This window comes from Campylobacter lari, from assembly GCF_004357905.1.
Classification (GTDB): Bacteria; Campylobacterota; Campylobacteria; order Campylobacterales; family Campylobacteraceae; genus Campylobacter_D; species Campylobacter_D lari_D.
Window position 1 is genome coordinate 1 of record NZ_SMTT01000013.1, and the last position, 14,752, is coordinate 14,752.

The 14,752-nt window shown below is 26.2% G+C and carries 15 protein-coding genes and 1 pseudogene; 10 read left to right on the forward strand and 6 right to left on the reverse strand.

What is annotated here, in order from left to right:
• The 4 genes from E2O22_RS07620 to E2O22_RS07635 all read left to right on the forward strand — a co-directional run.
• The coding region (locus tag E2O22_RS07620) for a GNAT family N-acetyltransferase (protein ID WP_133319954.1) at positions 1-725 on the forward strand (725 nt) is incomplete at its 5' end.
• Entirely contained in the window at positions 715-1,446 is a 732-nt protein-coding gene (locus E2O22_RS07625) for a formyltransferase family protein (RefSeq protein WP_133319955.1), read from the forward strand. The genes E2O22_RS07620 and E2O22_RS07625, both read left to right, overlap by 11 nt.
• Position 1,447: 1 nt before the next feature.
• Positions 1,448-1,672, forward strand: a complete 225-nt coding sequence (locus tag E2O22_RS07630) for an acyl carrier protein (protein ID WP_133319956.1) — start codon at positions 1,448-1,450, stop codon at positions 1,670-1,672.
• Positions 1,669-2,628 carry a 3-oxoacyl-ACP synthase gene (locus E2O22_RS07635; RefSeq protein ID WP_133319957.1) on the forward strand — a complete coding sequence of 320 codons (960 nt, stop codon included), beginning with the start codon at positions 1,669-1,671 and terminating at the stop codon, positions 2,626-2,628. Before E2O22_RS07630 ends, E2O22_RS07635 begins: the two co-directional genes overlap by 4 nt.
• A gap of 30 nt (positions 2,629-2,658) precedes the next feature.
• Here E2O22_RS07635 and E2O22_RS07640 read toward each other — a convergent pair whose 3' ends face one another.
• Positions 2,659-3,876 carry a DUF2920 family protein gene (locus tag E2O22_RS07640; RefSeq protein ID WP_133319958.1) on the reverse strand — a complete coding sequence of 406 codons (1,218 nt, stop codon included), beginning with the start codon at positions 3,874-3,876 and terminating at the stop codon, positions 2,659-2,661.
• 60 nt (positions 3,877-3,936) lie between these two features.
• Between E2O22_RS07640 and E2O22_RS07645 the strand changes: the two genes are divergently transcribed.
• Positions 3,937-4,170 carry an acyl carrier protein gene (locus tag E2O22_RS07645; RefSeq protein WP_133319959.1) on the forward strand — a complete coding sequence of 78 codons (234 nt, stop codon included), beginning with the start codon at positions 3,937-3,939 and terminating at the stop codon, positions 4,168-4,170.
• On the opposite strand, the gene E2O22_RS07650 is transcribed toward E2O22_RS07645, so the two are convergent.
• Genes E2O22_RS07650 through E2O22_RS07660 form a run of 3 tightly spaced genes read right to left on the reverse strand, consistent with a single transcriptional unit; the run spans position 4,163 to position 7,393 of the window.
• Positions 4,163-5,374 carry a DUF2920 family protein gene (locus E2O22_RS07650; RefSeq protein ID WP_133319960.1) on the reverse strand — a complete coding sequence of 404 codons (1,212 nt, stop codon included), beginning with the start codon at positions 5,372-5,374 and terminating at the stop codon, positions 4,163-4,165. The two genes, E2O22_RS07645 and E2O22_RS07650, sit on opposite strands and share 8 nt — an antisense overlap.
• Positions 5,375-5,383: 9 nt before the next feature.
• Positions 5,384-6,133 (reverse strand): hypothetical protein, encoded by a 750-nt coding sequence (locus E2O22_RS07655; RefSeq protein WP_133319961.1) that lies wholly within the window; start codon positions 6,131-6,133, stop codon positions 5,384-5,386.
• A 21-nt stretch (positions 6,134-6,154) separates the two neighbouring features.
• Positions 6,155-7,393 carry a DUF2920 family protein gene (locus tag E2O22_RS07660; RefSeq protein WP_133319962.1) on the reverse strand — a complete coding sequence of 413 codons (1,239 nt, stop codon included), beginning with the start codon at positions 7,391-7,393 and terminating at the stop codon, positions 6,155-6,157.
• Between the two features lie 62 nt (positions 7,394-7,455).
• Between E2O22_RS07660 and pseF the strand changes: the two genes are divergently transcribed.
• From pseF to E2O22_RS08090, 5 genes and pseudogenes are all read left to right on the forward strand, one after another.
• Positions 7,456-8,142 (forward strand): pseudaminic acid cytidylyltransferase, encoded by a 687-nt coding sequence (pseF, locus tag E2O22_RS07665; RefSeq protein ID WP_133319963.1) that lies wholly within the window; start codon positions 7,456-7,458, stop codon positions 8,140-8,142.
• Between the two features lie 117 nt (positions 8,143-8,259).
• A complete protein-coding gene (locus E2O22_RS07670) occupies positions 8,260-10,161 on the forward strand; it encodes a motility associated factor glycosyltransferase family protein (RefSeq protein ID WP_133319964.1) in 1,902 nt (633 codons plus the stop codon).
• Positions 10,158-10,982, forward strand: coding sequence for a UDP-2,4-diacetamido-2,4,6-trideoxy-beta-L-altropyranose hydrolase (pseG, locus tag E2O22_RS07675; protein WP_133319965.1), 825 nt, complete (start codon positions 10,158-10,160; stop codon positions 10,980-10,982). Before E2O22_RS07670 ends, pseG begins: the two co-directional genes overlap by 4 nt.
• Positions 10,979-11,407 (forward strand): annotated as a pseudogene (gene pseH / locus E2O22_RS08085) (UDP-4-amino-4,6-dideoxy-N-acetyl-beta-L-altrosamine N-acetyltransferase); the annotation flags it as partial. The gene pseG and the pseudogene pseH, both read left to right, overlap by 4 nt.
• Positions 11,408-11,416: 9 nt before the next feature.
• On the forward strand, positions 11,417-12,574 hold the full coding sequence (locus E2O22_RS08090) for an ATP-grasp domain-containing protein (RefSeq protein WP_341765411.1): 1,158 nt from the start codon (positions 11,417-11,419) through the stop codon (positions 12,572-12,574).
• Here E2O22_RS08090 and E2O22_RS07685 read toward each other — a convergent pair.
• Both E2O22_RS07685 and E2O22_RS07950 read right to left on the reverse strand, forming a co-directional pair.
• A complete protein-coding gene (locus tag E2O22_RS07685; protein WP_133319967.1) occupies positions 12,564-13,853 on the reverse strand; it encodes a CDP-alcohol phosphatidyltransferase family protein in 1,290 nt (429 codons plus the stop codon). The two genes, E2O22_RS08090 and E2O22_RS07685, sit on opposite strands and share 11 nt — an antisense overlap.
• A partial coding sequence (locus E2O22_RS07950) for a hypothetical protein (RefSeq protein ID WP_165955282.1) occupies positions 13,850-14,752 on the reverse strand: 903 nt, incomplete at its 5' end. The genes E2O22_RS07950 and E2O22_RS07685, both read right to left, overlap by 4 nt.

A 14,752-nucleotide genomic window follows, 5' to 3' on the forward strand; every position in this document is an offset into this window, starting at 1 on the left:
TTTCACAAACACATGATAATGGTTTTTTATTACATAATTGCTATGAATATAAAGAAAGTTTTTTAAAACATGCAATTAATAATAATTATTTTTTCCAACAAGAAAATAATAGTTTCTTTTTTCTAAATAAAAAACTTTTGTTTTACTTCATTAATGAAATAAAACAATACAACTTAGAACCATCTTTTATAAGACTTATCGGAAATCAAGAAAAATATTTTGAAAAACATCAATTATTTCTAAAGCTTAATAATTTCAAGTGTTTTCAGGTGTTTAAACAAATGATACTAAAGAATGAAAATTTAATGCCTATTGAATTTGATTTCATAAAAAAACCAACTATTGGTGAAACTGCAGAATGTTATGACTTTTTAAATAATAATTTTAAATACGAATTTAATCTTTTTTATCAAAAAAATAATTTCAAAAAACACATTAATAATATTTTACACTATAAAGAAAATGGCAAAATATGTGGAGTATTGTTGTATTCCAATATTTTAAATAATGCTATCTTGGATTATATTGCAGTAAAACCAAGCCTCAAATACAAAAATGTAGCATTTGCTTTGTTAAACCGTTTCTTCCTAGAAAATACAAAAGCAAAATTTTACAAACTATATGTTGACATTAATAATACAAAAGCTATAAAGTTTTATAAAAAATCTAATTTCAAATTTAATAAAACAGAAATCAGATTCTATAGGAATTTCCATGAAATTTGAAAAAATTTACTTAGTAGGTGAAGGTAGAGTAGCTAAAGAGTGCTTAAAAATAGCACATAATTTTTTCAAACAAGAAGTGTTACTTATCACACTAAAAAATAAAAACGAATTGGATGTTTTCTTTGAGAAAATATCTAACTCTCTTATTTTAAGTGTGAATAATTTTTATATTTTTCAAAAAAAATGTGTTGAATCAAATTTCATCATTAACTATCATAATTCACTACTTCCAAAATACAAAGGAAGAAATGCACATATACGGGCTATATGGAACCAAGAAAATATAACAGGAATCACTTGGCATAAGGTTGATTGCACTATAGATACAGGAGATATCATCTTGCAAAAAGAGATAAAAATAAACAACTCATTAACAGCTATAAAACTACTCCAAATGCAGCAAAATTTAGCCATCAAATCTTTTGAGGAATGTTTAAAGAATATAAAAAATTCTTTTCCTCAGCCAAAAATTATTTCTGTGGTTAGGGGGGGGGATATTCACAAAATAAGTCAACTACCTAATAATGGTATTTTAGATATATCTTGGAACATCTTAACTATGGAAAGATTTTTAAGAGCAATGGATAATGGAAATCTTACTCCTAAAGCTAAAGTAAAAATAAACAATATGATATATGATATTTCATTTTATGAAATAAACCATCTTGAAATAATTTTATTTTTAAGCAATAATATAAAAATAACAATTCCAAAGGAATGAAATGCAACAAATTCAAATTTTTTTTAACAAAATAGACAGAAGTGATATAAATGAAACTATGCAAAATTTGCTTAGCGATGACATAATAGATAGTATTGACATTATGGCTTTGGTAGCTGAAATAGAAAAGCACTATAAAAAACCCCTAAAAGCAGAGTTTATTATAGCTGAAAATTTTGAAAGTTTTGAAAATATCAAAAAAATGATAGAGCAAGCAATGCAATGAATTTAAAAACTACTAATCATTCTATTAAAGCTATTAGTATTGTTCTACCTAAAAATCCACTCCACAAAGAAGATGAATTAAAGCTTTGCAATATAAATGAAAGAAAATATCAACTTTTACAAGAAAATTCAGGAATTTTTAATCATTTCGTAAGCGATGAGTCAACATACGCAAGTGATTTAGCAACACAAGCATTAGAGGAGCTTTTCTCAAAAGATATACTCAAAAAAGATGAAATTGATCTACTAGTTTTTACAAGCTTTACACCGGATTATTTAGCACCAGCTTGCACTAGTTTAATCCACAAAAATTTAAATTTAAGTAGCCATACTTTATGCTTAGATGTATTAGGCTTTTGCCCTGGATTTTTACAGAGTTTGCTTCAAGTGTTTTTGGCTTTAAATCAACCAAGTATAAAAAAAGCTGTTTTAATATGCGCCAGTGTAAAAAGTAAAGCGATTGACGCTCAAAAAGATAAAATTACCTTTTTAAATAATAGCGATAGTGCAAGTGCGATTTTAATAGAAAAAAATACCAATTCTAAAGAAAAAAGCTGTTTTTCTCAAAAAGTTTTTTCTACTCAATGTGTAGAAGAAACTTTACCCTATGGTGGACTTAGATTAGATAGTCTGAATATTTTGAAAGTCAACAACAATTTGACTTTTTCTTTTATTATGCAAAACTATCCAACATTTTTTCAAGAATTTTTTGAACATTTCAATCTAGAAAAAACTAATTTCGATGAATTTTTTATCCACTCTTCTGATAATTTTTCAAAACAAAAACTATATGAGAGACTAAATTTAAATTTTATCCAAGATAATATTCTTAAAAACTATGGAAACACTACTATAAATAAATTACCTCTAGAATTAGCTTCATATACTGGGGGGGGGATAAACAAATTTTCCTTGGAAGCTTTGGAACAGGTATCACCCTTAATGCATGTAGCCTAAAAATAAATTTTGATAAACTTCAAAGTTTTATCAAAGTCGTGTAATTTTAAGCTCAAATCGATCTTTAAAATCTTTAAAAGTAAATATCTTATCTTTGCAAGGATAAGATATGCTATTTTCTCTCATATTAAATGTTTTATTTTTTAGTTTTTCAAGCAATATGGGTAATTCTTTTTTAAATAAAGCCCTATCTGTCATTCTCAAACCATGCTCTAAGCTCTTTATATATCTACCATCTACATCATTCTCATCTTTAACAATATGCAAAGTTGTATCAAATCCAAGTTGTTTGCAAAATTCATAAAAATTACTCTTATGTTCCACTGGAGCTCCCTCATCTTTTGCGCTATGATAACTGATAAATATTGTATTTTGATTTTTTTCATTTTGCAAACTTAGATGCTTTGAGTTCAAAAGAACCCTTATCATATAATTATCATCACTTAAAAAATACGGAGAGCTTTCATCTCTAGTCCAGTATTTTTTTACAAAACATAATAAAATATAATTATCACCTCTAATAGCAAATTCACCGCACTCACTTTCTCTACCTAACAAATGAGGCAAATGAGGCAATGTCACTCCTGAATTATCTATCACTCCATCTACATACCAAGGAGCTATTTTAGCACACATTAGCGCTAAATAACCTCCGTATGATCCTCCTCCATAAATTTTAGGCAAAGATTTAAATTGAGGATAATTTTTCATTATATCTTTTAAAGCATTGATATGATCAATAGCTGCCATAATTCCATAATTTTGATATTCGTTATTTGGCAATACAAAATCACAAGAAAGATTTATCAAAAAATCTTTTTTCAGTCTTCCTTCATGTTTTATTTGTTTAGATCTTTCATCAAGTTTTCTTATACAATTTTTAAAATTGCTTTTTTCATGGTCATAAATTTCCATATCGCAAATTTTTGCTATTTCACAAAAACTTTCCCAATCTTTTTCATTTGGCATAAAAATCGGATTATATTTCTCATCTATAGAAGGCCTAGCACTAAAGCAATGATAAAAAACATTTACAACAATAATATTAAATTTTTTAGCAAGATATTCTCTATCAAAATCTAAAAAAGATATATTAGCATTTGCCCCAAATCCACCTATGATAAAAACAATAGCTTCCATTTGCTTACTATCATCATAAGTAATTCTATATTCTAATTTACTTTCTCTTTTTATATTTAATTCTACATCATCACAAGAGTCTATGAAATAAGTTTCATTTATGAGCATGTTAAGCCTTATATTTGCATTTTTTAAGTATTATTATAACTAAAAAATAAGGAGCTAGATGTGAATATTAACTTTGAAGATATTCAAAAAATGTTTAATGCAATCAACAGAAGTGATATAAATGAAAATAGTCGTAATTTAGTGGATGATGATATTATTGATAGTATTGATATGATGAAATTAATACTTGAAATCGAAAAATTTATAGGAAAAAATTTAGATGCTAAATATATCACTCCGGATAATTTTGAGGATTTTTCTACGATTAAAAATATGCTTGAGGAAGTTATATAATCTCAAGCACAAATTTATTACCTTTATCTTTAAAAGTAAAAACCTTATCCTTGCAAGGATAACTTATACTATCTTCTCTTAGGGTAAAATTTTTATCCTTAAATTTTTCAAGCATTTTTGGTAATTCCCTACCAAATAAAGCTTTAACTGTTATTCCACCTCCATGTGTGAGTTTTTTTATAAACTTACCATCAATATCTTTTTCATCTATCAAGTGAAAATTAACATCATAACCCAATGTCTTTAAAACTTGCATATATTGAGTTTTAAATTCACAAGAAGTCAATGGGTCAGCAGAACTATGATAACTTGCATAAAGTATATTTTTATTTTTTTGAGCTTGTAAAATCAAATGAGTTTGATTTAATAAAGTTCTTATTTCATAATTCTCATCTTTAAAGCAATATGGCGATTCTTTATTGGCATTCCAATAAGTTTTTAAAAAAATTCCAACCTGAAAATTTCTGGAATAATAAAGTGCATCAGGGTGATCTAAATCTTTTCCTATAATATAACCCAAAAGCAATATTGCTTCACCAGAATTATCTATAACTCCATCAACATACCAAGGAGCTATTTTAGATATCAATAAAGATAAATAACCTCCATAAGATGCTCCTCCATAAATTTTTGGTAATCTTCTAAAATCAGGAAAGTTTTTGCACAAATCTTTTAAGGTATTAACACAATCAATAGCAGCCATAATACCATAATTTTGATACTCATTATTAGCTGGTAACATAGTAGAAGTTATAAAAAACTTATAATCATTAGCTAAAACACCTTTTAATTTATAAGCATCAATGGTAGATTCTAATGAAACAAGATATTCTTCCATATTCCATGTATTAAGTCCATGCGTATTAAAATTCATCTTTTCTAGGGATTTTTTTAATTGATTTACATTATATTCATCATACGAAAATTGTGCACTATATCTTTTATCTTTTTCATTTATTCTACAGCTAAAACAATGATATAAAACACTTACAGCCACTACATCAAATTTTTTAGCTATAAATTGCCTGTCAAAATCAATGATTGATAAATCAACATTAGAACCATACGCTCCTATGATAAAAACGATAGCTTTCATTTGCTTGCTATCATCATAAGTAATTCTATATTCTAATTTACTTTCTCTTTTTATATTTAACTCTACATCATCACAAGAGTCTATAAAATAAGTTTCATTTTTAAGCATAATTTTTCTCTAATCATTAAAATACTTTGTAAAATGCTCTTGATATCGCATTTCTAAATTATCATATATATCTTGAATTTTGTCAATAAATTTTTCATTTCTATATGCTTGCATAGTCATAGAATTAATCTCTTGAAAAGCAAAAAAATCAAATTTTTCTTCATGTGTTAATTCTTCAAGATAAATTACTTTTCCATAATGATCATAAGTATACTGCTTAAGAGTTTCTTCTACTACTTCAAGCACCTTAAACACAAATATCATTATAGGTTCCTTTCTTAATACCTGTGTGCTTTGCTCAAATTCCTTTAAAAACTCATCATTTTTTCTATGGGTTATAGTACAATAATGCTTTTGAGCATCTTTATAAAAAATATCAAATAACGCACAAGGTTTAACCCCTAAAAAATTTCCATCATAATCAACCTGAGGATAATAAGGATAAAGCTTGCATATCAAAGGTCTAAGACTATGAGGATTACAAAGTCCATTTAAATCACATTTTGCAAAATAAGCATTGATTTTTTTTCCATTTTTTAAAGTAAAGGTATTGACTTTTCCATTTTCTAAATATGTATTACCGGCTTGCTTTAGCGAAAGATATTCAACTTCAAGCATAGGTAATATCACCGCACTAGATTTATTAAATTTAAAATATTGTGCATGAATATTATGACAGCATCCGCCATTGCATGTTTTATAGCATTGTGGCGCAAAAATAAATTCTTTATCTTGTAATGAGTTAAAAAAATTTTTCATTTCTTTCCTTTCTTGCATCTTTTAGTTTAATTTTTGCACATCAAGTAATATCTGCTCATTTTCCTCTTTAAAAGTATATATTAAATCATCACACTTATATGAGATTTCTTTTTTACAAGTTTTATCTTTTAAAGGTTCTTGTAAAATTTGTGGTAAGTGTTTTTTAATAAGTAATTTCATAGGTATACCCATACCGTGAGTTAGATTTTTAATAAACTTACCATCTATTTGTTTTTCATCTATAACTTTTATAAATTCAACATCAACCCCAAGTTCTTTTAAAATATTAACATATTCTTCTTTTTCTTCTAAAGGAACATATTCATCAAATTTAGAATGGTAAGCAATATATTTTGGATTTGGATATTTTGCTTGTATATTTAGATGATCTTTATTTAGTGTTTCTCTAATGAGTTTTCTAGCAGGTGAAAAATAATAAGGGGATTGTTTGTTTGTAGTCCATAGTGTTTTATCGGAAGCTGCAAATTTAACATTCTTAAATATATGCGTAATCCCTGCACTACAATATTTAATATAATCAACTTCTTTACCAAAACCTACAAAACGCCATAAGTTGTTATCAAGCGTCACATGAGAAGAATTATCAATCACAACATCAACAAGCCAAGGAGCTATTTTTGCACATAAATTTGCTAAATATCCTCCATGTGAGGATCCGGTTAAAATTACTTTCAAATTATTATTTTTCAAAATCTTTGTTTTTGTATAAAGCAAAGAGTTTAATACATCGATCGTTTGCATAATACCATAATTTTGATATTCATTTTTTGTTGGTTTAAATCCTAAACTCAAATATAATAAATAATTTTCATCTAACTCTTGAGTTTTTTTCAACCTTTCTATAAATTTATTTACCACATCTATAACACAATAAAATTCATCATAAGTTTTTAAAGATTGTACATCAATAGGTAAATTATTAATCCCCAATGCATCTAAACTAACTTTTAGTATCATTTTATCTATATCATCTATATAAAATTCCGCTCCTGTTTGAGGGCGATTTCCTATGCAATGATAATTTACATTTAAAACTGCTACATTATAATTTCTAGCACAATAATCACTTATATATAAATCATCTTTTATATCTCCACCAATACCATTTATAATACAAACAATAGCCTCTATTTCTTTACCATCATCATAAGTTAATTTAAATTCTAATTTACTTTCTCTTTTTATATTTAATTCTACATCATCACAAGAGTCTATGAAATAAGTTTGATTTATGAGCATGTTAAGCCTTTTAAAATAAAAATTCAATTATACTTACTTTTTTATAAATTTAAAGAGAAATCATGAAAAATCTTTGTATTATCCCTGCACGCGGTGGTTCTAAGCGTATTCCTAGAAAAAATATTATTGATTTTTTGGGAAAACCATTGATTGCTTATAGCATAGAAAGTGCTTTAAATTCGGGTATTTTTGATGATGTAATTATTTCAAGTGATGATTGTGAGATCATAGAAGTGGCTTTAAAGTATGGTGCTAAGACTCCTTTTGTGCGTAAAAAAGAACTAAGTGATGATTATGCAAGTTCAACCGCTGTAATCCAAGATGCCATCATCACTCTAGAAAAACAGGGTAAAATCTATGAAAATGTGTGTTGCTTATACGCAACTGCTCCACTTATAGATGAGTTTATCTTAAAAGAAGCTTTTGAACAATTTAGTCAAGAAGAATGTAAATTTTTATTTTCAGCTTGTGAATTTGAATACCCTATACAAAGAGGTTTTTACCTTGATGATCAAAATAAAGTTTACATGTTTGATGAGTCAAATTATGATAAACGCTCACAAGATCTTACTAAAGCTTACCATGATGGTGGTGCATTTTATTTTGGCAAAAAAGAAGCGTGGCTAGAAGAAGATTTTATGTTTAAATCTCATTCTAAAGCTTTTTTACTTCCAAGAAATAAAATTTGCGATATTGACACTTTTGAAGACTTAGAATTTGCTAAAATACTATATAGATTTCAACAATAGAAACTATAAATTCTATAGTTTCTTGATTTTTAATTTCTATTTTATATAATATAAGTTTTTTCTTTATTAAATTTAAAGTATAATAAAGTAATTTTAGTTATATAATGAGGAAATATTATGCTACAAAAAAACATCAAAAGCATAAAAACAAAATTAAGTGAAACTTTATCAGCTATTAAAAAATCAAAATACAAGATTATTCAAGGTAATGATAGCTTAGATATAAATTTTTTAAATGCTCAAGATAATACTCTAATTTATAAAAACCCTTTAGATGAATTAAATGCTATGTTAAAAATTTATAATGAAAAATATCGTCTATATCCTGTATTATATTTTTATGGATTTGGAAATGGAATTTTATATAAAGCTCTTTTGCAAAATCCCCATCATAAAATTATTATTGTTTTTGAAAAAGACTTAGAAATTATCCATAGTGCTTTTAGCGTTATGGATTTTAGCAAAGAGTTACAAGAAGCTAGATTGGTAATAGCTGATACCAATACTTTAAATACAATTGATTATGAGCTAATGTGCAAACAACAACCTATGCTGAATTTTGCAAGAACATATTTTTTAGAACTACATTCTGATTATTATGAAAGATATCATGATGATATATTAAAAGTCAATAATAATATGTCAGAATACCTTAAAAAAGCTATGTTTGCATATGGAAATTTGCCACTTGATGCACTTCAAGGTATAGAACAATTTACCTATAATCTTCCTAAAATGTTAACGCATCCAAATTATAAAGAGCTCTTGCAAAAAAGAAAAAACTTGAGTGATACAGCAATCATTGTTTCAACTGGACCAAGTCTTTCTAAACAGCTTCCATTGTTAAAGCAATACGCTAGCAAAGCAACTATTTTTTGTGCAGATAGTGCTTACCCTATCTTAGCTAAACATAATATCAAACCCGATTATGTTTTATCTTTAGAAAGAGTAACTTTAACAAGCGAATATTTTAATAATAATTTTGGTAATTTTGATAAAGATGTAACATTTGTTATAAAGTCATATACTCACCCTAATACAATGAAATATCTTGATAGTAATAATAGAAATTATTTATTAGTTTCCGTAACAGGAGCTATATTTATTAATTTTATGCAATTGCATTCTTATGGCTATCTTCCAACTGGATGGAGTGTAGCTAACATGGGGGCTAATTTAGCAGTAGCTCTTAACCATAAAAATCTTATTTTAATTGGACAAGATTTAGCCTATAGCGAAAGTGGAGTTTCACATTCAAATGATTACACTTATCTTACAGATAGCTATAAAACCAAAAAATATTATAAAAGAGATTATGGGAAATACGAATGTGAAGCTTATGGAGGAAAAGGAGTAGTACAAAGTTCTTTTGCTTGGACTTTATTCCGCCAAAATTTTGAAAGCGACATTGTCCGCTTCAATCAATGCGATGTTATTGTTTACAATTGTACCGAAGGTGGCGCTAGAATTGCAGGAGCCATAGAAAAGCCTTTTAAGCAAATATGTGAAAAATTATTAACAAAAGAATTAAAAAAACCTTTTGTAAAATTACTACCACCAAAACTTGAAAAGCAAAATGAATTAATGCTTAAAGCACATACTAAAATCAAAAAAAGCATTTCGCATTGCCAAAATTTAAATAAAACTTTCAAAGAACAACTAATAAATTTAAAACAATCATATCAAAATATCCAAACTCAAGAAGATCTAAATATTCTAATAAAATGCATAGATGAAATTAAATCAAGTATTGAAGATAAGAACAACATACAAGAATTATACGAAACTCTAAATCCACTACTCATGCAGTTTGAGTTCAATCTTGCTAAAATTTATGTTTTAAATCCTATAAACGAAGATGATGTGTATAATAAATCTCTATTATGGATAAAAGAACATATTGATTGGCTTGAGTTAATTATAGCCCATATTGATGCTCATGAGCAAACCTTGCATAAAAGCATACTTCCACTACAAGAAACCATTATACAAAGAGGATATGGACATAAAATCAAATGAAAGTTCTTTTTAGAAGTGATAGTTCTAGCACCATAGGACACGGACATATCAAAAGAGATCTTTTGTTGGCTAAGCAATATCATGATGTATCTTTTGCATGTTTAGCTTTAGAAGGTTCTTTGATAGATGAAATTCCTTATCCTGTATATGAGCTAACAAGTGCTAGTGTATATGAGCTAATCAATCTCATCAAAAAAGAAAATTTTGATCTTTTGATTATTGATCATTATGAAATTACTGCAGATGATGAAAAACTCATCAAGCTAGAAACAGGGGTTAAAATTCTAAGTTTTGATGATGAGATAAAAGAACATTTTTGTGACATTTTACTAAATGTCAATGCTTATGCTAAAGAAAGTGATTATGAGAATTTAGTGCCAAAATATTGTGAATTAAGATGTGGCTTTTCCTATGCTCTAATATGCGATGAATTTTACCAAGAAAGCAAGATAAAAAGAGAAAAAATTTATGATTATTTTATCTGTATAGGAGGAAGTGATCCAAAAAATATTTCCTTTGATATAGCAAACAAACTTAACAAAAACAAAACTATCATCATAGCTACCACAAAAGCAAATTCTCATCTAAACTCACTTCGAAAATTAAGCCAAAAAAACCCTAATATACAAATTCTCATTGACCAATCTAATCTTGCAAGATTGATGAATGAAAGCAAAAAACTCATCATTAGTGCAAGTTCATTGGTAAATGAAGCTTTAATTTTAAAAGCAAATTTTAAAGCCATAGCTTATGCTAAAAATCAAGAAAAACTTGCAACATGGCTTGCTAAAAAAGGCTATGAAGTGGAGAATTTTATATGATAATTTTAAAAGATTTTATCCATTTAACTCAAGAAGAAATTAAGCTTGTTTTAAAATGGCGTAATGATGAAAGCATTGCTAAATTTATGAAAACGCAAAATATTAGCCTAGAAGAACATTTAAACTTTTTATCTAGCTTAAAAACAAACGCAACTAAAAAATATTTTTTAGTATATGATGATGAAAATATCATAGGCGTGATTGATTTTATCAATATTACTAAACTTTCTTGTGAATTTGGGCTTTATGGCATAAAAAAAGGTGTAGGTGAGCTTTTAATGCAAGAAGTTAAAAACTATGCTTTCAATGTTTTAAAAGTTCAAACTTTAAACGCATGTGTTTTCAAAGAAAATACAAAAGCTTTGAATTTATATTTAAAACATGGTTTTAAGATTGTTAAGACAAAAAAAGAATTATTTTATCTTGATAATGACATAAAAACAAAAAAACACTTTTTTATCATAGGAGGAGGGAGTCTTCAAGCAGATTTTTTGTATGAAGTAAAAAAATACTTCATAACACATGTATTTGACTATGATAATAAATGTTTTTTAAAAAAAGAAGCTGATATATTTCATCTTATAAGCATTCATGAGAAAGAAAAAATTTTACAATTAGCTAAGCAATATAATATTGTAGGTATAGGTACAACAGCTACAGAATTAGGAAATATAACATCTTGTTATGTAGGTGAACATTTAAATTTGGGACTAAATTCTTATGAAGTTGCTCTTAATACCACCGACAAATCAAGAATGAAGGATATTTTTAAAAAATATCACATTCCCACAGCTAGATATGAAAAAATATACAATATAAATGAGTTAAAAAATATAAAAATGAATTTTCCTTTAGTTGTAAAACCTAGTGATAGAAGTGCAGGTAGAGGTGTGGTGAAAGTATATGATATACAGCAACTTACAAAAGCATACTTAAATGCAAAAGAAATTTCTTACAATAAAATCGTTTTAGTCGAAGAAGTGATAGAAGGTTTGCAATATAGCGTAGAAACAATTACTTCAAATGGAAAACATCAAATTCTAGCTATCACAGAAGAATATCTACGAGATGATGAAAATAAAGATGATTTTTTAGAAACTCAACATCTTGTTCCCGCTAGACTTTCAAAAGAGAATGAAAAAATTATAAAAAAAATTATATTAAAAACTTTAAAAGCTTTTGGAATTAAATATGGTGCATGCCATATTGAGCTAAAAATAAACAATAATAATGTAAAAATAATTGAAATTGCTAGTCGAGCTGGCGGTTGGAGAAATGTATTAATTGAACACTCCATAGGATTAAACTATAATACCTTAATATTGCAAAGTATATTAAAAAAGAAATTGCAAAATTACAAAATAGATGAGCAACATTATTGTTTAGTAAAAATGATTTTCACTAAACAAGATTTTGAATTTTACCAATTTTTAAAGAAAAATAAACCAAATATGATTGTAAAAGATCATGTCCTTATAAACAAATCAACAGAATTTAACTACTCCTCATCATTATTAGACTCTAAGGGATATTATTATATAAAAATTCCAAAAAATGAAAATCCAGATAAATACATAAATGCTATTTTTTAGCTACAATTCTAATAAAAAAATCATCTTTTTCTTTAAATGGAGCATAGCCTTTATCTTCATTAGCAAACAATATACTAAAACCTATATTTTCTAGTTTTAACCTTAAATCATCTAAATCTAAAAATCTTCTAAAATGGCCATCATATATAAAACCATCAAAGCTAACTTTTCCTAAACCATATAAAGAATTTTTAACACCCCTTGCCTCAATACAAAACAATCCATCTTTTCTTAAAGTTTCATATACCAAAGGAAGTAAATTTTTTTCTTGCTCTCCATTAATACTATGCAATGTAAACCTTGAATATACAATATCATATTTTTTAATACTCTTAAAATTTGTAAAATCATGATATAAAAATTGTAAATTGTTTTTTACATAATGTGATTTTAAATAATTTATTTCTTCTAAACATATATCTAAAGCTGTAGTTTCAATACCATTATTAGCAAAAAAAAGCGCATCTCGTCCATTACCACACCCAAGCTCTAAAAGATTTTTTTTGCCCATAAAATATTTTTTTAAACAAAATCTAGCAAACAAAGACGGTTCAAAAGGAATCTGATTATTTCTATAAAAATCTGACCAATATTTTCTTTCTCTATCTATCTTTAAATTTAAATATAACTCATAAAGCCTATAAACCAAATCGACAATATAAATTATACTTAGAAAAAAACAAATAAATGGAAAAATATTAAAAACCAACCCTAAGCTTATGAAAATAGCTAATAAACTAGCATCAATTCCTAATATAAACCCCATATCCATAAGTTTCTTTTTTAAACCAAAACGCTGCAAATTCTCTATTTTTTTTAATTTTTTAACTATATATTGAGATGTAATTAATGCATGCAAATTAAGACTCAACACAACCAAAAAACATTCAAAAAAGGTTATCAAAGATGAAAAATATGCAATTAAAAAAATTCCATTAAAAGCTATATTATCCACTAATTCATCAAGTAATTTGCCACTTCTAGACTGAATATTTTTATATCTCGCAAGCATTCCATCACAGTGATCTAAAAAAGAATATAATAAATATAAAATTCCAGCTAAAAACAAATTATACTTAAAAAAAATAACACAAAATGAGGATACAACTACTATCAAAGAAGCGATAGTAATTTGATTTGGTGTGATATTTGTTTTAGATAAAGGAAATAAAATAAATTTTTGTATAATCAAAACTCGTATTAAATATTCTGTAGGATAATATGACTTTTCAAGTCTTTGATCTTTTTTCAATTTTTCATTTATATCAATCTTTTTCATAACAACTCATCAATTATTTTCTCTAATTTTTCATATTTTTTATATAATTTCATGCTATATTGCATATTTAGTCTATTATTATAATTACTTTTTTCTAAAAAAATAGCAATATCTTTTATATTTTTAGCATAATATAGTATATTTTTATCACTTCCATATTGGGCTAATCTTTTCTGATCTTCACTTAAAACTATACCAATTATAGGTATTTTTAAAAATAAAAATTCATAAACAGTTTGTCCGCAAGCGCAAATTCCTATATCGTTTTTAACCATTAAATCAGACATTACTGGATTTTGAAAAAACACAATATTTTTATGTCTAATTTTTATTAGTTCATCTTTAAACTTAAAAGCTCCTCCTATAACAACATTTAAAGTAATATTGTTTTTTTCTATAAAAGGTAAAATAATACTAATAATTTTATAAGTTAAATTTTTATCATCACTTCCACCTAAAGTTAATAAAATATTCTTTATTTCAGGACGAATTTTAATAGGTGTTTTTTTATAAAATTCGTCTCTTAAAAATTGATAATCAAATAATAATTTTGTTGCAATGTTTGTATTATACTGTAACTCCTTTGCATAGGGATTAGGATTGATTAAAATATCAACATCATAGTATTTTAATACACACTCATCATCTATGCATATAATCTTCTCAAAATATTTTTTACTATAAGTAAAAAAATCATCATTTATCATACAATCATCGCATAATAAATAATTAGAATTAATATCAATAATATCTTCAGATTTGTCAATTAAAACTAATTCAAAACAAGAATCCTTGATCAATCTATGGCCTGAAATAAAATTATTTTTATTTAAACTAACAAAAACTATATTAAAGATTTCTTTTAATTTAGAAGCCAAAAGTAAAGTTCTCATAATATG

Bases quoted from the DNA above. Each gene is read 5' to 3' on its own strand.
- E2O22_RS07625 (WP_133319955.1), top strand. From the start codon at position 715: ATGAAATTTGAAAAAATTTACTTAGTAGGTGAAGGTAGAGTAGCTAAA.
- E2O22_RS07630 (WP_133319956.1), top strand. From the start codon at position 1,448: ATGCAACAAATTCAAATTTTTTTTAACAAAATAGACAGAAGTGATATA.
- E2O22_RS07635 (WP_133319957.1), top strand. From the start codon at position 1,669: ATGAATTTAAAAACTACTAATCATTCTATTAAAGCTATTAGTATTGTT.
- E2O22_RS07640 (WP_133319958.1), bottom strand. From the start codon at position 3,876: ATGCTCATAAATGAAACTTATTTCATAGACTCTTGTGATGATGTAGAA.
- E2O22_RS07650 (WP_133319960.1), bottom strand. From the start codon at position 5,374: ATGCTTAAAAATGAAACTTATTTTATAGACTCTTGTGATGATGTAGAG.
- E2O22_RS07655 (WP_133319961.1), bottom strand. From the start codon at position 6,133: ATGAAAAATTTTTTTAACTCATTACAAGATAAAGAATTTATTTTTGCG.
- E2O22_RS07660 (WP_133319962.1), bottom strand. From the start codon at position 7,393: ATGCTCATAAATCAAACTTATTTCATAGACTCTTGTGATGATGTAGAA.
- pseF (WP_133319963.1), top strand. From the start codon at position 7,456: ATGAAAAATCTTTGTATTATCCCTGCACGCGGTGGTTCTAAGCGTATT.
- E2O22_RS07670 (WP_133319964.1), top strand. From the start codon at position 8,260: ATGCTACAAAAAAACATCAAAAGCATAAAAACAAAATTAAGTGAAACT.
- pseG (WP_133319965.1), top strand. From the start codon at position 10,158: ATGAAAGTTCTTTTTAGAAGTGATAGTTCTAGCACCATAGGACACGGA.
- E2O22_RS07685 (WP_133319967.1), bottom strand. From the start codon at position 13,853: ATGAAAAAGATTGATATAAATGAAAAATTGAAAAAAGATCAAAGACTT.